At 67.6% G+C, this 16,800-nt stretch carries 10 protein-coding genes; 8 read left to right on the top strand and 2 right to left on the bottom strand.

The features are described 5' to 3' along the window. Positions 1-6 precede the first annotated feature (6 nt). The 4 genes from AABA78_RS09800 to AABA78_RS09785 are packed head-to-tail and all read left to right on the top strand — an operon-like array spanning position 7 to position 3,495. Positions 7-897 carry a transporter gene (locus AABA78_RS09800; protein WP_338262716.1) on the top strand — a complete coding sequence of 297 codons (891 nt, stop codon included), beginning with the start codon at positions 7-9 and terminating at the stop codon, positions 895-897. Further along, positions 897-1,637 carry a hypothetical protein gene (locus tag AABA78_RS09795; RefSeq protein WP_338262715.1) on the top strand — a complete coding sequence of 247 codons (741 nt, stop codon included), beginning with the start codon at positions 897-899 and terminating at the stop codon, positions 1,635-1,637. The genes AABA78_RS09800 and AABA78_RS09795 overlap by 1 nt, the downstream gene beginning before the upstream one ends. Further along, complete coding sequence (locus tag AABA78_RS09790; protein ID WP_338262714.1) at positions 1,634-2,941, top strand: ATP-binding protein; 1,308 nt, start codon at positions 1,634-1,636, stop codon at positions 2,939-2,941. Before AABA78_RS09795 ends, AABA78_RS09790 begins: the two co-directional genes overlap by 4 nt. Further along, the gene (locus tag AABA78_RS09785; RefSeq protein ID WP_207054432.1) at positions 2,938-3,495 is read left to right on the top strand and encodes a response regulator transcription factor; all 558 of its coding nucleotides are present in this window, start codon (positions 2,938-2,940) and stop codon (positions 3,493-3,495) included. Before AABA78_RS09790 ends, AABA78_RS09785 begins: the two co-directional genes overlap by 4 nt. Positions 3,496-3,506: 11 nt before the next feature. Here the strand turns inward: AABA78_RS09785 and AABA78_RS09780 are convergent, their stop codons facing one another. Further along, the gene (locus AABA78_RS09780; protein ID WP_338262713.1) at positions 3,507-3,893 is read right to left on the bottom strand and encodes a hypothetical protein; all 387 of its coding nucleotides are present in this window, start codon (positions 3,891-3,893) and stop codon (positions 3,507-3,509) included. A 112-nt stretch (positions 3,894-4,005) separates the two neighbouring features. After that, entirely contained in the window at positions 4,006-13,386 is a 9,381-nt protein-coding gene (locus tag AABA78_RS09775) for an RHS repeat-associated core domain-containing protein (RefSeq protein WP_338262711.1), read from the bottom strand. 534 nt (positions 13,387-13,920) lie between these two features. Between AABA78_RS09775 and AABA78_RS09770 the strand changes: the two genes are divergently transcribed. The 4 genes from AABA78_RS09770 to AABA78_RS09755 all read left to right on the top strand — a co-directional run bounded on the left by AABA78_RS09770 (position 13,921) and on the right by AABA78_RS09755 (position 16,790). Continuing rightward, on the top strand, positions 13,921-15,417 hold the full coding sequence (locus AABA78_RS09770; RefSeq protein ID WP_338262710.1) for a hypothetical protein: 1,497 nt from the start codon (positions 13,921-13,923) through the stop codon (positions 15,415-15,417). Between the two features lie 85 nt (positions 15,418-15,502). Beyond that, the gene (locus tag AABA78_RS09765) at positions 15,503-15,934 is read left to right on the top strand and encodes a VOC family protein (RefSeq protein WP_338262708.1); all 432 of its coding nucleotides are present in this window, start codon (positions 15,503-15,505) and stop codon (positions 15,932-15,934) included. A gap of 11 nt (positions 15,935-15,945) precedes the next feature. Then, complete coding sequence (locus tag AABA78_RS09760; RefSeq protein WP_207054426.1) at positions 15,946-16,308, top strand: ArsR/SmtB family transcription factor; 363 nt, start codon at positions 15,946-15,948, stop codon at positions 16,306-16,308. After that, on the top strand, positions 16,305-16,790 hold the full coding sequence (locus AABA78_RS09755; protein ID WP_338262707.1) for an SRPBCC domain-containing protein: 486 nt from the start codon (positions 16,305-16,307) through the stop codon (positions 16,788-16,790). The genes AABA78_RS09760 and AABA78_RS09755 overlap by 4 nt, the downstream gene beginning before the upstream one ends. Positions 16,791-16,800: the final 10 nt, after the last annotated feature.

The raw sequence follows: 16,800 nt of genomic DNA, 5'->3' as shown, positions 1-16,800 counted from the left end.
CACGCCTTGAGAACCCCCGCCCTGGCCCTCCTCAGCGCCGCGCTCCTCCTCCTGCCCGCGTCCACCGCGTGGGCGTGCGCGAGCTGTGCATGCGGGGACCCCACCCTCACGTCCATGGGCGGCGAGCAGCCCTTTGAAGGGCGCCTGCGGCTGTCCACGATGCTGCGCGCGTGGGGCCACACGGAAGGGCGGACGGGTGTGGACGCGCAGCGGCTGCGCGAGCTGCGCATGGACGTGGCGGTGGCGTACGCGCCCCGGCCGTGGCTGGTGCTGGCGGTGAACCTCCCGCTCCAGGCCCGCGAGGTCCAGGACGTGAGCCTGGGGATGGAGCGCGGCTGGGGGCTGGGCGACGTCGACGTGAGCGCGAAGGCGTTCGTGTGGAAGGACAAGGAGTTCTCGCCGGACCAGCTGGTCAGCGTGGTGGGAGGGGTGAAGCTGCCCACGGGCCCCAGGCTGCACGCGAGGGACGGCACGACGCTGGGCATCGACGCGCAGCCCGGCAGCGGCTCCGTGGACCCCATGGCGGGGCTGGCGTGGCAGGGCTTCCGGGGCAAGTGGTCGTTCCTCGCGAGCGCCCTGGGCTTCCTGCCCTCGCGAGGCCGTGACGACTACCGGCTGGGAGCGTCGTTGCGCACGCAGGTGGCGGCGCAGTACCAGCCGTCGCCCACGTGGGCGGTGCGCCTGGGCGTGGACAGCCGCGCGGAGCGGGCGCCGGACACGAACGGCACGCCGGAGGAGGCCGGAGGGGGCTTCATCGCGTACGCGTCGCCGGACGTCCTCTTCAGCCCGGGCATGGACGTGGTGGTGCAGGCCGGGGTGCGCATCCCCTTCGTCAACCAGCTGCGCCGGGTGTCGTCCACGCCCATCGCGGTGCTCTCGCTCGCGTACGACCTGTGATGATCCGCGCCTCGCGTCTGGGATGGCTGTTGCTTGCGTGTGGCCTCGGTGCCTGCGGCGAGCGCGTGGACGGAATGCGCGTGACGCTGGGCCTGGAGCACCGGGCCGCACACGGCGCACAGGGGGCGGGAGGCGAGCGCTCCTTTACGCGAGCGGATGGACAGACGCTCACGCTGACGCGCGGCTACGTGGCGCTGGGCGGCGTGGAGTTGAAGCCGTGCGAGGAGGCGCTGGGGTGGAGGCTGCTCAAGGCGCTGTCTCCCGTGGGCACGGCGCACGCGCACTCGGTGGGGTCGCCGTTGAAGCTTGGCACGCCGCACGTGAGCGGGCTGGAGCGGCCGGACGGGACCGTGCTGACGCTGGGCACGCTGCGTCCACCACCGGGGCGCTACTGCCGGGCGCGGCTCACCTTCGAGCCCGCGGACGCGGACGCGGAAGGGCTGCCGGGAGCGGACAGCGGCGTGGACATGCTGGAGCACACGCTGTGGCTGGAGGGGACGCGGGTGCCGGCGGGAGGCGGTGAGCCGCAGCCGTTCAAGCTGGTGTCCTCCAACATCGCCACGGTGGACGTGGTGTTGGACGGGCTGACGCTGTCCGAGGACGAGCCAACGGCCGAGCGCACCTTCGCGCTCGCCTGGGACACGTGGCTGGCGACGGTGGACCTGGAGTCCAGGGACGCGGCGGCGTCCGCGCTGGACACGGTGGCCCGCTCCGTGGCGATGTCCTCCGCCACGCCATGACGCCCTCGCCGCCGCCCTCCTCCGAACCGTCGCCCCGAGCCCGCATCAACCTGGTGTGGTTGCTGAGGCTGCGCTGGGGCGTGCTGGTGGGGCAGGCGGTGCTGGTGGCGGTGGCCGCGTGGGGGCTCAAGCTGGCGTTGCCGGTGCCCGCGCTGGTGGCGCTGCTGGGCGTGGAGGCGGTGACGAACGCGGCGGTGCGAGCGGGGCTCACGAGGGCGAGGCCGGTGGCGGAGGCGGCCATCTTCGGGCTGATGCTCTGGGACACGCTGGTGCTCACGGGGCTGCTGGCGTTGAGTGGCGGGACGCACAACCCCTTCACGACGCTGTACCTGGTGAACGTGGCGCTGGGCACGGTGCTGCTGCCGCCGCGCCGCACGTGGGCGATGCTGGGCTTCACGCTGGTGGCGTTCGGTTCGCTGTTCGTGTTGCAGGACGTGACGCTGCCGGGCCTGGAGCGGCCGGACCACGCGGAGCTGATGCGCTTGCACCTGAGCGGCATGTGGGTGGCGTTCGCGGTGGCGGCGGGCTTCATCGTGTATTTCATCCAGCGGGTGACCCGGGCGCTGGCAAGGCGTGAGCAGGAATTGGAGCAGGCGAGGGCCAGGCACGCGAGACAGGAGAAGGTGGCCTCGCTGGCGACGCTGGCGGCGGGAGCGGCGCACGAATTGTCCACGCCGCTGTCCACCATCGCGGTGGTGGCGAAGGAGCTGGAGCGAGCGCTAGCCGTATCCCAGACGTCCGACTCCGCGAGAGAGGACTTGAGGCTGATCCGCCAGCAGGTGGACCGTTGCAGGGACGTGCTGGTGCAGATGTCCGCGGACGCGGGCCAGACGACGGGAGAACCCTTTCAGGCCATCCCGCTGCAAAGGCTGGTGGACGAGACGCTGTCGGAACTGTCGGGCCGGGAGCGCGTGCGGGTGGAAGTGCCTGAAGCGCTGAAGCAGCACGAAGTCCACGGACCGCCGAGAGCATTGGCCAGGGTGCTGCGAGGACTGGTGAAGAACGCGCTCCAGGCGACGCCCGTGGGTAGCGGTGTGGAGCTGCGCGTGGTTTCCGAAGGCACGGGAGCAAGGCTGGAGGTCAGCGACGAAGGCCAGGGCATGCCGGAGGCGGTGCTGGCCCGAGCGGGAGAGCCGTTCTTCACCACCAAGGCACCGGGCGAAGGCATGGGGCTGGGGCTGTTCCTCGCGCGTTCGCTGGCGGAGCAGCTGGGCGGGTCGCTGGAGCTGCGTTCAAAGGCAGGAGAAGGCACGACGGCGAGGCTGAGCCTGCCGGGCACGGATGCTAGGGAGGCAGCGGCATGAGCACGGCGCCAGTGGATCACCGCCCCAGCCTGTTGCTGGTGGACGACGACACCACGCTGCGAGAGCGACTGGCCCGAGCCTTCCGGGAGCGAGGCTGGGACGTCACAACAGCAGGCAACCACGACGAAGCCATGGCGGCGGCAAGGCGCGAATCCCCGGAGTACGCGGTGGTGGACCTGCGAATGCCGGGACAGAGCGGCCTGGAGCTGGTGCGCGACCTGGTGGCGGTGGACGCCTCCACACGGGTCATCGTGCTGACGGGCTACGGAAGCATCTCCACGACGGTGGATGCGATCCGGCTGGGAGCCGTGAACTACCTGCCGAAGCCAGCGGACGCGGACGACATCCTGGCGGCGTTCGCAAGAGCGGAAGAGGCACCGAACGTAGCGGCGCCGGAAACGCTCCAGGCACCGTCCCTAGCGAGAGCGGAGTGGGAACACATCCACCGAGTGCTCGCGGACAGCGCCGGAAACATCTCCGAAGCCGCCCGCAAGCTGGGCATCCACCGAAGGTCGCTCCAGCGGAAGCTCCAGAAGTACCCGCCGTCCCGCTGACACGGAAGCCGTCACTTCCGCAGTCCCCCAACCGGTTGCCAGGAGCTGTCGGCAAGGAAGGAGGCGTATCGGTCCCGCAGATCTCGGATCATGACGCCTTGATCGTAGGCGCGAAGCAGCACTTCTCCGCCCTGCAGCGAGACCAAGGTCTTGCACGAAAGGCGAGACGACAGAGCTCGCCCAAGCTGATCCCCCAGCACCGCCTCCACCTCCTTCCCGAAGCATTCGCGCTGGCCAAAAATCTGCGCCTCCACCACGAATGCGTCCAGATCCAAACCCCATGCATCATTGAGTTCATCAGCAAGACGATGGGTACGAAGAAACGCTCTCGTGTAAGCCAGCTCGGCGGAGAGATCCACAACGGAAACATGAAACCCAAGGACGCTTGCCTCGGACATATCGCCTCTCAATCCCAGGCATTCCCGTAGAGCACTCTCGACCTCAGCCCTATCCCGCGCTTCTACTGTAATGCAAACGAAGGCCTCTCCGAACATGTACACATCCCCGTACTCACGGCAGTTGAACCTCGCGAAGGCCCGGCAGATCTGATTCGTTAATTACAGAGATTTCAACACCAGGGCGCGACGGCGTGAAGTTCGAAACGAAGTCCCTGTACTCCTCAAGCGTTGCACGGGCGCTGTCCGGCCGGACGACAACAACCCGACCTCCCGGTCCCACTTGCTCAACCCCATGCGCAATTGTACGGGCCGTATACTTGTGCAAGTCCGCAATCCTCTTCACGTCAAGGCGGCGAATCTTATCGACGTCCAAGTCGTGAGTCCCAAAACCGACCCGCTTGCCCTTGTCATCGACAAAGTTCGCGAGCTTTCCGTCTCTCCTCAGGAACTCGGCGTACCGGAGTTCTGCAGCGGCGGCATTATCTCCACCGAGAGCAAGCAGCATCTTCTTTCTCGCGACGTCTCCTTCCGAGGTGATGCGCCCCACATTGGCACGCGTCATAGCCTCGAAGGCTTCAGTCGGGAAGCTGTGCTCCCCTGCAACAGCGGCCCTGAGCGCGGCTTCATCCGAAACGTATTGGACACGATGCCCTGCGGATAGCGCCCAGTTTGCCACCTCATCCGCTGACTTGAGGTTGCGGAAGTACATGCGCGCCTGCTTCAGCGCCAACCCGCCGACCTTCACCACAATGTATCCGCCGCCCGCGGTCGCGGCCATCAGTGCGAGGTCGCCCTTACTTGTAGGCACCCCAAGCATGCCGGCCACCATTACGGTGTATTCGGCGCCCTTGTCGGCCGCGTTCAGGCCAGCACTGTGCTGCTTGACCGCATAGGCGCGACCGTCCCAGCCCTCCACTGCCTCTCGGTCGAAGCTATCGCCGCTCTGCCGCCGCGCGTAGAAGCCTCGGCGAATGCCCGACGCAATCGCTTGCTTGCGGAGATAATCGAGGTCCTTGTCCCCGGCGTAGAACTCCTCGACGAAGTTGACGGAGGCGGTGATGCCGTCCATTGCCCCACCGGGTAGGAGTCCTCCGGACTCGAATTGCGCCGCAGCGTTGAACAGGTCATCTGCGGTGTCGCGCTCTTCGATGTTGAACTCGCCCTTCGATGGATCGTACGTGTAGTAGCCCGTCGGGTCCGTGAATCGCATCGGATTGCCGTGCGCGTATGCATACCGGTGCAGGCTCGGCGCATCACTCAACTGCCCTTCGTACGAGTCTCGCGAGATGAACCGCCCCAGCTCACTGTCGTAGTACCGAGCCCGCGCGTACGTGAGCCCCGTCTCCACGTCGTATTGGTGCCCCGTGTAGCCCAGCTTGAACTCACTGGACGCGGGCGCTGATCCACTGCGGGGAGTGCCCCACGTGTCGTACTGCCGGGCCGCAGTGACATCGCCGGTCGTGGACAGTGCGTCCGTCACACTCCCCAACGCATCCGTTCCCAGGAAGTTCGTCGCAGCGGAAGCCGCCTCGCTGACGGCCAGCGGGCCCCCGCCATAGTGGTAGCGCCGCTTCGACGGGTGCGTGACCTGGGCTCCATCCAGTTCCTGCAGGATGAAACCGTCATCGAGCACATAGGCGACGTCTTCAGACGCCGTGTGCCTTTGCGTCCGCTGGAGGTTGTTGTCGTAGTCATACCGTCCCACCTCCTGCCCGTTGTCATAAACGGCAGTGAGCGTGTTGCGGATGTCCCAGGAGAGAGTGCGGGTGCTGTCCTGTGTCGCCTTCTCCACCAGGTTGCCCGCGAGGTCGTAGTTCAGCACTACATTCAGATTGGCACCTCTCGCGTCCTCGAACCCTGTCAGCCAGTCCACCCGGTTGAAGGTTCCGGTGACATCGCGCGTGAGCGCCTTGGGTTCCAAAACGGAGTAGGCACCGGGACCAAGCCCCCTCACCCATTTAGTTGAAATCCGACGCTCGCCCGTGCGGTTGCCTACGGCATCCAGCCGATACAACGTGGCTTGTCTGTCAGGCGCAGCCACTCCTGTGAGCCGGTTCAAGGCGTCGTAGCCGTACTGGGTCGTTTCACTGACGCCCAGCACCTGCGTCGAGGGGGCTGTGCGCGCCTCCACCTGCGTCAACCGATTCCCGTTGGCGTCATAGGTGTAAACGAACCGGCTGACCACCGACCCACTCACCTGGCACGTATCGCTGACCGTACCCCGGGCAGTGACCAGCTCAACCAACCGCCCGGCCGCGTCATAGCAGCGCCCTTCAGACAAGCCGTTGGGCCACACCACCCCCTTGAGCAAGGAGTCCGGCCAGTAGCGGTACTCCACGACGCCGACCGGAAGTGTCGCCTGGCGCAGGCGCCCCAAGGCATCGTACGCATACCCCGTTACGACTCCGTCCGAGTCCGTCACGTGCGTACGATGCCCCATGGCGTCGTACCCGAAGGAGAGCTGCTTTCCGTCCTGCTCCCTCAGCCGCGTCTTCACGCGATCGAGCGCGTCATACGTGTACGTCGTCGCCTCCTCCACCACGCCGCCTGGCGTCTGCTTGAGCAGGGTCGCACGCCCCAGGTTCCCGTTGCCGTCATACGCGAAGCCCTCCGCGTCCACCGACGGCAGCTCTCGCGGTTGCGCATGCTGCGAATAGGTGCGTGCCGACAACCGATCAAGGAGCCCATACCCAGGCACCGTCACCTGCCCCTTCGGGTCGGTCACGGAGTCCGGATTCCCGTTCGCGTCATACGTGTGGCGCCACGTCAGCGTGCCCACGCTGCCAGACGGCGTCGCGCCCGCTTCGAACAACGGCACCTGGCTCCGCTGGGCCGCCGTCAACCGCGCATGCGAGTCCAGGTGCTGATGCTCGGCCGTGCGCAGGTTGCGCACGTCGTATTCGTAGGTCGTGAGGTTTCCGTTCGCGTCCTGCTTCGCCACCAGGTTGCGGGCCGCGTCGTAGACATAGGACGTGAGCCCACCCGCGGCATCCGTGACGGACAGCAGCTTGCCCTGCTCGTCGTAGTCGTACCGCGTCACGTACGTGCCCGTGCAGACCTGCGCCTCCACCTCATCCAGCGTCAGCCCGGCCGCCTCCCCATGTGAAAGCAAAGGAGCGCCGAGCGGCTGCTTCATGCATACACGGTTGCCTGCGGCGTCATGGGCCCACGCCGTGACCTGCCCGAGCGCATCCTCCTCGCGCACGCGCCGACCCAGGTCGTCGTAGGTGTAGCGCGCATCGAAGAGAACGCCCGTGGCGCGGGGTCCCTTCTGCTGCGTCAGCTGACCGGCGGCGTCGTACTGGAAGGCAGTCGTCGCCGCTTCCGGTGTTCCGGCACCCAGCGTCTCCTCGACCAGACGCGCCGCTCCGTCGTAGAGCCGGGTGGTCGTGTAGCCATTCGCGTCCACCGCCCGCACCGCCTGTCCTGCGGCGTCATAGGTCCAGGACTCCTCCGCCACGTCCAGGCCCTGCCCTCGCGAGGAGTACACCTTGCGCCCCAGGCCATCCTCCCGTTGCACCGTGGGAACCAGGCGCCGGTCCCAGTGTGTCCGCTCGCGGGTCGCATCCCTGTACTCCCACCCCTGGTGGTAGGCCGCCGGAGCGCTCACAGATGCGGCCTCGGACTGGATCAGCACCCGGCCCACGGCGTCGTAGGCGAAGCGGGTGAGGTGCCCCTTCGCGTTCTTCTCCGCGCGCTTGTAGAGCGCGTCGAACCAGGTGTCCGAGGCGAGCCCCGCCGCGTCCGTGCGGCGGACGACACGCTGGAGTCCATCGCGGTACGTCACAGCGAGCTGCCCCCGCGCGTCCCGCACCTCCTCTCGCGTCAGGGCCTCCGTGTCCGGAGCATCCACGTACGTCCGGTCGCTCACCGTCAGGGGTTGTCCCTCCTGGGACAGACTCTCCATCAGGGTCTCGCTTCGCAGCCGTCCCAACGCGTCGTAGGTGAAGCGCCGCTCCACGCCGCGACCATCGAGGGAGCGGATGACATGGCCTTCTCCGTCATGCTCCTGGCTCTCGAAGACACCCATGGGCCGGTGCACTTCCAGCATTCGGCCCAGCGCGTCGTGGACCGTTTCCGTCCGCCGTCCCAGCGCATCCACCCGGGCGAACTCATGGCCATACTCGTCGTACTCCACGGTGTGGACCAGGTTGAGCGCTGGCCCCACCCTCGGGTCGTCCGGCTGGCGCGGCAACGGCCCATTCGCAGCGTCCTCCACCCCAGTGGAGACGCGTCCCAGCCCGTCCATGTGCCGGGCCTGGACGAAGCCCCGTGCATCGCGCGTCCACTCGGCATGTGCCACGTCGTCATGGACGGTCTGCGTCGTGTAGACCGTCTCCCCGGCCTCCGTCGCCACCCGCTTCGTTACCGAGAGCCCCCGGCTCAAGCCGTCATACGTCGCGGTCTGCTTCCGATGCTGGACGCCTCCTGCCTCCCAGCGAACCTCTGTCACATTGCCGCGCCCGTCGTATTCGCGCCGCTCGACCCGTCCGACGGCGTCCGTCTGGACGGTGGCACGTCCCAACAGGTCGTACTCCACCGTCTGGGCGTGGTCATTCCCATCCACCTGACGCACCCGGTGGCCGGTCAGGTCATATGCGAATGTCTGCGTATAGCGTACGGGCGGTGCGTCGAGGTCCGCGCCCCGAACCTCGGGGCTCTGCTCCTCCACGACCCGATAGAGCGAGTCCAGCCGGGAATGCCTGTCGAACCCGGACAGGTCCTCTTCCGCCACCTTGTTGCCAGCGGCGTCGTAGGTCACATGGGAGAGGGTGTAGGTCCGGCTCACGTCGCGGGTGTCGCCCCCCTGGGCCACGAACCGTGACGCATCCGCTACGGACACCAGCACCTCCACCGGGCGGTCCGCGAAGTCATACACCGTGGTCGTCAGGACACCCCGCCGGTCGATGACCATCGTGCGATTGCCGGCGTCGTCATACCCATAGCCGGTCTCCAACGAAGCAGTGAGTCCACCTCCAGACTCGACCGTCCGGGCTCGGCGTCCTGCGGCGTCCAGCCAGTGCTCGCGGAGGAAGTCCCTTCCCAGGGTCTCGTATTGAAGCTGGCCGCCCGGGTAATACTGCGCCGTGCGGACCTGTCCCGTGCCGCGAGGGGTCACCCATTCTTCGCGCTTGAGTCGATCCAGCCCATCCCATTGTTGGATTCGATGACGCCCCAGCCCGTCCTGCACATCCTCCAGGCGTCCACGGGCGTCGTAGACGGTCTGCACCGTCACCGTGGACGCGCCGTCCACCTGGAGCGTCTTGGTCCTCAACTGACCGTAGACGTCGTACGCCGTGGCCTTCTCCCGGTGCCCATCCGCTCCCACGCTCTCCATCCAGTCGCCTGTGATAGCCCGTGGCGGACAGGTTGCGCCTTCGACCCCGCAGTAGCGCCAGCTCAGCACGACGTCCTGGGGGGACTCCTGCAACGCTGCCACGGCCTCTTCACAGGTCGCGGCGGAGGTCAGCACCGGACGCGGCACCCGGTTCACATGGCGCCGGGTCTCCAGCAGGCGCCCTGTCCCCAGCGGCAGCGCGTCCTCGGGCGCATCCCCGGAGGAATCCACCCGCGAGACCGTGGCGTAACCCTCCGCGTCCACGTGGCAGACCTGCGCGTTGAAGCCCGCCTCGTAGCCCCACTTCTCCACAACCTCCGCGACAGGCTGCCCCTGCGCGTCGAGTACGGGCAGCGTGGCCGCCACGGTCCCCATGGCCGGTAGCGCCGCTCCCTCGATGCGGCGCTCCACCAGGTTGCCTCGCGTGTCGTAGGCCAGGTGCGTGACGCGCCCCCGTGCGTCCAACTCCGCCTCGCGAACCCGGTGGACCGAGTCCCAGAGCGCCCCGGTACGAGCCACGACGCCCTCCGACAGCGGCTTCTCCATCTCCACCACGTTCCCCGTCGCCATCATCCAGTAGACGGATTCGGGAACCTCGGAGCGGGGGCCCCTCACCGCCGTGCGGTACGTAGTCAGGGACTGCCCCAGGACGACACGCTGCTCCGGCGCGATGGAATAGGTGAAGGTGGTGATGGCCTCCCGAACCGGGGCGGTCTCCATGACCTCCACCACCTGCTTCACCCGCTCGTCCTTGCTCATCAGCAGCAGGAAGTCGTCCTCGCCCGGCATTGACTCCGTGCTGCCGTAATAGGTGTAGCGCGTCACCTCGCCATCGGGCCCCGTGTACCGGGACAGCCGCGTCCTCCCCACCTCCGAGGCACCTCCCTCGTACCCATAGGACTCCGTCCGCAGAGGAGTTCCACTCCCGCACGCGCCGTCGTAGCGCGACACGGAGGTCAGTCGCTGCTGGCTGTCGTATCCGTACTGCACACAGACGCCGAGGAAGGTCGTAGACGTCGCGTCCGCCGAGAAGGCGTGGCGCAGTTCCACCGTGTGCATTCGCAGATGGCCCGCATCACGCGCGTAGCCCAGTTCCAGCAACCGGCCGCTCGCTTCGTCGAACACGCGCGTCAGCGCCCCCTCGACCGAGGCATCGCCGTAGCGCAGCAGCACCCGGTGCCCCGTGGGCGCCACGACGGAGGTGAGTCGGTACTTCACGGGGAAGCTCGCGCTGTCGAGCCGTCCGTGGCGGTACTCCGTCCCATCCTTCGCGCGGAAGACAAACTCCCGTGCGGCTCCCACGCCCTCCACGCGCAGCGTGCCGTGGTACCCGCGCTGGGCCACGCACCCCGTGCCCTCCCCCGTGCAGGTGAACACCTGCCCGCCGCCCTCGCCGCTGGTGACGGCGTAGCGGAAGCTCCCCAACAGCGGCTGCACGGCGCCTTCGTACGCTTGCGTCCAGCCCAACCCCAGCGAGCCTTCGTCGGAGGCACCGCTGGCATAGGCACGCTGCCACGAAAGGCCCAGGCCCCGGCTGGGGGCTTCCACGTCCACCGCCTGTTTCACCAGGTGGCCGTCCACCACGCTGACGCCCTTCACGAAGGTATGGCCCACCGGCAGCCTGCCCACCGTTCCCACGGCCGTCGTGAGCGTGACCTCCTGGTTCAGGGACGTTTGATTGGGATTGTCCGGAATGAGCGTGACCCGAACGGTCTCCTGTCCCACCGTTCCAGGCGGAATCTCCATCACCGCGAGGCCTCCCTGCCCCAACGCGATGGCGGCACCTCCAAGCCAGGAGACCTGGGTGATGCCCGTTGCATTCGCCAACACCTGCGCGCTTGCGATCTCCGTCTGTCCGCGGCGGACCTCCAGCCGTCCGTTCCCGAAGACCTTCATGCCCAGCGGCGCGCCGTAAGCGATGGGCGCCTGCGCGTCATCCGGCGGCGGCTCGCCGGGCGTCACCTTTCGCGCGGACACGAAGTCCCACACTGGCAACACCCAGCGGGCCCTCAGCGGAAGCCCCGCGATCAAAAGGCCGGGCTCCGGCGGCCGCACCTCCACTTCCTCGGTGGCTTGCAACACCTTCACGCTGGACGTCGCGGAGTAGTTCTTCGCGAACAGCTCGAAGCGGACCCGTCCCCCTTGCGTTCCCACCGCCAGCGGCAGGAACGTCTGAAAATTGGTGGACGCAGGGAGGATGATGTCCCCGTCCACATCGCGGGGTACACTGGCGGCGAAAACCAGCACGTCATCGCCAGGCACGTTGGGCTGGATCGTCGCCCGGACATACAGATTGTCAGAGCTCCTGTTGACGACGTAGAAGCCCAGGCCTGAGTCAGACGTCTCCGCCTGTCCTCCTGCCGTGACTACCGTTCCCCCCTGCAATTGTCGGCGAGCACTCAACGTCGGAACGGTCGAGTAGTGCCTGATGTAGAGTTCCTGGCCGCAGCAGACTTCCACGGCTTCCCCATTCGCATCCAGCTCGGAGCCTTGCGCGTAGAAGTACACCCGTTGATAGCCTTCCCGTACGAGGTACCTCGGCCGGAACGCCATCGAATACTCGTCGTCCAGGGGTTCGGAACTCGTCCAAGCAGGAGCCGCCACTGAGCTATCCAGCAAGGTACCGCTATCCGAATAGGTAAAGGCCCCCACCAACACATCCACGAGCCCGGGCTCGTCTCCCCGCACCGGAACCCAGCCAGGAGCCCCGACCGGCCAGCGCAGGATCTGAAGGGTCAAGACCTGGGGGCCGGTCGTCTGGTAGACGCCGTTGAAGTCACCGTTGTATGTCGCCCGAAGCGTATAGCGGGCAGTGGGAATGAAGGCAGAGACGCCGAATGGCTGCGACAGCCCTCCCACAGAGGCCGTCACAGCGTAGTAATCCGCCGTCGTGCCTGGGATGTACCCCGCGCTCATCCAGCCATCGACATCCGTCCACTCCTGCATCGTCTGCAACTGCATGGGATTGCTGTAGTTCAGCACCTGGGGAGTTGATGAATCCTGGTAGCGGAAGAACCGGCCGGTGTTCGGTGACTGGGTCCAGGTCACCTGCTGATTGGCCAGGGCATTTCCGTATCGGTCCAACACCTTTCCCGAGAATGGAGCGATCATTTGCAATCCCGCTTCCGTCGTAGGCGGGACGTAGAAGGTTGGAATCTGAGCCGGCGCATCCGGCAAGCCCACCTCGACAAAGGGCGCAGCCAGCACGAAGGTCTGGGTCCCATTGGAGGTTTCCGCTGTCACGGCGTTGTAGCCAAGTCGCTGGGGGAAGTGCGTCCCCTGCCTCAAGAAAGACAAACGTGGGATGTTGGTATCAGGCAGCACCTGGACGGCGGCCTGACCATTTTCATCCGTGATTGCCTGCAGCTGGGCCTGAGCTTGCCCCGTGCCGCCAACGGGCAGGAAGCCCGGTTGGGAGCCACTTGCTCGCTTGAAGGTCACGACCGCCCCGAGTACCGGCTCGCCATTGGCGGTCGTCACTCGCACCGCCACGGGTTGGGGAAGGGGCTGCCCGACGACTCCTTCCTGCAGGTCGGTCATCACCACTTTCTCGATGTGGGCGACCTGCGTCACATCCTCCACGACGAGGCCTGCTCCCAGCAGGGCATGCCCCGCTTGCAGGCGCGCGATCCCCTCTTGAGGTGACTGGCCCAACGTCATCTCCCATGCCCGGTAGAAGCCGCCATCCATCCGCGCTTCGAAGGACTCCACCTGCTGCTCGAGCGCCAGCAACAGTCGTTGCCTCCGCGCCTGGGCTGCGGCGTCACCCGCGAGCTTGACCTTCTTCAGCAGCCCCCTGGCCCGCAGCAATTCATCCCTGGAGCGCTCAAGGGCGGCCTTCTCGGTTTCCCCCACCGTTGGCGGATGCCAGAAGCGCACCCACCAGGCGGGGCTGGGCCCGAGTTCGGCACGCGCCCGCGACAGGGACTGCGTCAACTGCTCATGAAGCGTGTCCCGCTTCTCCTCCCATGCAAGCCGGGCAGATTCAAAGGCTCGTGTCTGGTCGGTGGCCACTACGGCAGCGTGCGACTGCATTCGGCTGGGGGCTTCCCGCACCGCGGCCTTCTCATGAAGCGCGAGCCGGCCCTGCCACCCTACGGCATCGCCTTCCGCTCTCGATACCCATGCCACACCCAACACCAGCAGCACGACCACCCAGCGTCCCGCCTGCATCGAACGACCCCTCTTGCGCCTCGGCTCAAGGCGCCTGGCATTTCAACAGGCTCACATCTCAAGAAGCTGTCAATGCGAACCATCGACGTGTGAATTTTCCGCGTGGGCCTTCCAGTGCAAGCCCCTTGCCTGCGCTGACTTGAGCGAGCGGAATTCCCTGACGTCAAACCATATGAGTTCGTCCTCCAGAAGCCGCTGACAGCGGCGATGGCCACAGCGCGCCAGTTGTGGGAGGAGCGGACTTCCTTTTCGAGGAGTCCGAGGATCCGGACCTACTGTCCACCAACCGGGACGCCTCCCGCGAGGGTTTCCAGGACCTGCTCCACATAGGGCAGCTCACACCCGCCCTCCCGGCCATCCTCGAGGCCCCAGGCCATCCCGCCGACGTCCACCCTCACTCCCATCACCACCTGGGCACCAGAGACCTGGCACCGTTGACCCTGGGCCGAGGGGCTTGAACCCGGCACGGAATGGGCTTTCATGTGAGGCGTTGCGCATTTCTCACAGGGGGCTGAAATGCACTGCCGTTGGCTCGTCGTCGCATTGACCGTGATGGCTGTTGGCTGCGCCCACTCGAAGCGGACTCCCGAAGCAGAACTGCCCAAGTACGAGCACGTCTTCCAGAAGCCCCTGACAGAGGCGATGGCGGCCACGCGCCAGCTGCTGGAAGAGCGGGGCTACGCGTTCGAGGACACGGAGGACCCCAACCAGCTCGTCACCACCTGGTCCGACCCTGACCGGGCTGGCACTCTCAACACCACGTACACGCGCTACCTGGTGACCGGCGTCGCGCTGAGCCCGCGCCAGTCCGTCGTGCGCATCTTCCGCATGACCCAGCAGACGACAGGCAATGACGCCGAGTGGAAGAAGCTGTGGTGGAAGGTCTACCTGGAGCGCGCCGAGCAGATGTCCAATCCCTTCGTGAAGGAGGTGGACTTCGACCAGGACGACGCGTCGACCAAGCGTCTGTCCATGCTGCGCGGCGCCCAGCACGGCACCCGCGACCTGGACCTGGAGCAGGCGCTCACGCTGCGGCTGGAGTCCGCGCCCTCCGTGGAGGTCCTCGCCGGCAACGTGGCCGAAGAGAAGCGGCCCACCGCCGTCCGCGCACCGGAGTTCTACCTGGAGCGCTGGAGCGAAGAGGCCCCCGTGCAGGGCCCCTGCACCACGTCCGTGCGCGGACTGCCGGAGCTCCTGCACCCGGGCCTGACGCTCCTCATCGGTGAGCAGCTGGGCACCAATGAAGTGCCGGACGTCGTCGGCCACGTGGTGTGCCAGGCGGCCCAGGCGGGACTCGCGGTGGTGCTGGGCCTGTCGCTCCCCGACACGGAGCAAGCGCGCGTGGACAGGTACCTGGCCAGCCCCGGCGCCCCCGCCGACCAGGATGCACTGCTGGAAGGCCGCTTCTGGACGCGCACGTACCAGGACGGGCGCAGCAGCCGCGCGGTGATGGACCTCATCGACCGGGCGCGGGCCCTGCGCGCCGCGGGCCTGCGGGTGACGGTGGTGGCCTACGACACGGACGTGCGGAACGGCAGCGAGCGCGACGCCGCCCAGGCCCGGGTCTGGACGAAGCGCCGCGCCGCGAAGCCGGACGAGGTCCAGGTGGTGCTCGCGGGCAATACGCATACGCAGCTGGAGAAGGGCACGAAGTGGGACCCGTCCTTCACGCCCATGGCGCACCTGATGAAGGGGGACCGCTCGCTCGTCGTGCTGGAGATGAGCTACGCGCAGGGCACGCGCTGGGGCTGCGACCTGGACAGCGACAGCAAGCTGGTCTGCGGCATCGTGGGCGCGACGCCCGCCCCGAAGGTGGCGGCCCGCGCCGGGTTGAGCCCGTACATCCAGCTGCGCGAAGCCTCCGCTACCGAAGGCCTCCAGGGCCTGCTGTACGTGGGGCAGCTCACACCTTCCCTGCCGGCCCTCCTCGGACCGCGAGCGGCGCCGCCCACCGACCCCCGCCAGGCCCCCCGCGCTCCCGGCCGCGACGTGCCCGTGCCCGGCGTGTTCTAGCGGACCTGGAGGATTGACGACCGTTAACGTCAGGATTAATCATTCACCCTGACGTTAACGAAGTCCATCCGCCAGGAGTCACCGCATGAAGCCCATCCCCGAGGACTGGCCGCGCATCTCCTCCAGCCTCTTCTACGAGGACGCCCCCGCCGCCATCGACTGGCTGGAGCGCGCCTTCGGCTTCCAGACGCGGCTCAAGGTGGAGGGCGCGGACAACAGCATCGTGCACTCGGAGCTGGTCTACGGCGACGGCGTCATCATGGTGAACTCCTCCGGGCGCCATGACCTCCACCGCAGCCCCCGGCTGCACGGGGGCGCCAACACGCAGACCCTCACGGTCTACGTGGACGACGTGGACGCCCACTGCGCCCAGGCGCGCGCGGCCGGCGCCGTCATCCTCATGGAGCCGGAGACCAAGAACTACGGCGACGACTGGGGCACCAACCGCACCTATGGCGCCCAGGACCTCGAAGGCCACCGCTGGTGGTTCACCCAGCGCATCTTCACTCCGGCGTAGATTCCAACGCCATGGCCACTCCGTCCGCGCTCGACCGAACCCTGGCCGCCCTCGCCGACCCCACGCGCCGGGGCGTCGTGGACCGGCTGCGCCAGCGGCCCCACCCCGCCGGAGAGCTGGCGGCCGCGTTCGACATGAGCCCTCCCGCCATGTCCCGCCACCTGCGCGTACTGCGCCAGACGGGGCTCGTGGAGGAGCGCATCGACGCGGACGACGCCCGCGTGCGCGTCTACTCCCTGCGCCCGGAGCCCTTCGCCGCCCTGCGCGGCTGGCTGGACGAGGTGGAGTCCTTCTGGGCGGATCAGCTGGGCGCCTTCAAGGCCCACGCGGAGCGCACCCGGGGCACGAAGCCCTCCGGAGGCCGCAAGTCATGACGGCCGACCGCGCCCGCGTCACCACCTTCGTCGCCGTGTCCCCGCTGGACGCCTTCGAGGTCTTCACCGAGGAGACCGACCTCTGGTGGGGCAAGAGCCCGCGCTACCGCGGCCTCCAGAACCCCGACGCCGTCCTGCGCTTCGACCCGCCCGGTCCCGGCGGCCGCCTGCTGGAGTCCTTCGGGGAGCAGGTCTTTGAAATCGGCCGCGTGCTCGTCTGGGAACCCGGCGCGCGGCTCGTCTTCCAATGGCGCGCGAGCAACTTCGCCCCCGGAGAGACCACCGAGGTCGACGTCCGCTTCGAGCCCACCTTCGGCGGCACCCGCGTCGTGCTCGAGCACCGGGGCTGGGACGCCATCCGCATGGACCACCCCGTGCGCCATGGCCTGGATGGACCGGCCACCGTCGCGACGATGGGCCGCTGGTGGGGGGACCTCGTCACGCGCTACCGGCTCCGCGCCGCGCGGCCCCGCCCCACTTGAACAGACACCC

The sequence above is a fragment of the Corallococcus caeni genome (genome assembly GCF_036245865.1).
GTDB lineage: Bacteria > Myxococcota > Myxococcia > Myxococcales > Myxococcaceae > Corallococcus > Corallococcus caeni.
Note: the sequence above shows the minus strand (reverse complement) of the source record. Positions and strands in the feature narration are given on the sequence as shown.

Bases quoted from the DNA above. Each gene is read 5' to 3' on its own strand.
- AABA78_RS09795 (WP_338262715.1), top strand. From the start codon at position 897: ATGATCCGCGCCTCGCGTCTGGGATGGCTGTTGCTTGCGTGTGGCCTC.
- AABA78_RS09790 (WP_338262714.1), top strand. From the start codon at position 1,634: ATGACGCCCTCGCCGCCGCCCTCCTCCGAACCGTCGCCCCGAGCCCGC.
- AABA78_RS09785 (WP_207054432.1), top strand. From the start codon at position 2,938: ATGAGCACGGCGCCAGTGGATCACCGCCCCAGCCTGTTGCTGGTGGAC.
- AABA78_RS09780 (WP_338262713.1), bottom strand. From the start codon at position 3,893: ATGTCCGAGGCAAGCGTCCTTGGGTTTCATGTTTCCGTTGTGGATCTC.
- AABA78_RS09770 (WP_338262710.1), top strand. From the start codon at position 13,921: ATGCACTGCCGTTGGCTCGTCGTCGCATTGACCGTGATGGCTGTTGGC.
- AABA78_RS09765 (WP_338262708.1), top strand. From the start codon at position 15,503: ATGAAGCCCATCCCCGAGGACTGGCCGCGCATCTCCTCCAGCCTCTTC.
- AABA78_RS09760 (WP_207054426.1), top strand. From the start codon at position 15,946: ATGGCCACTCCGTCCGCGCTCGACCGAACCCTGGCCGCCCTCGCCGAC.
- AABA78_RS09755 (WP_338262707.1), top strand. From the start codon at position 16,305: ATGACGGCCGACCGCGCCCGCGTCACCACCTTCGTCGCCGTGTCCCCG.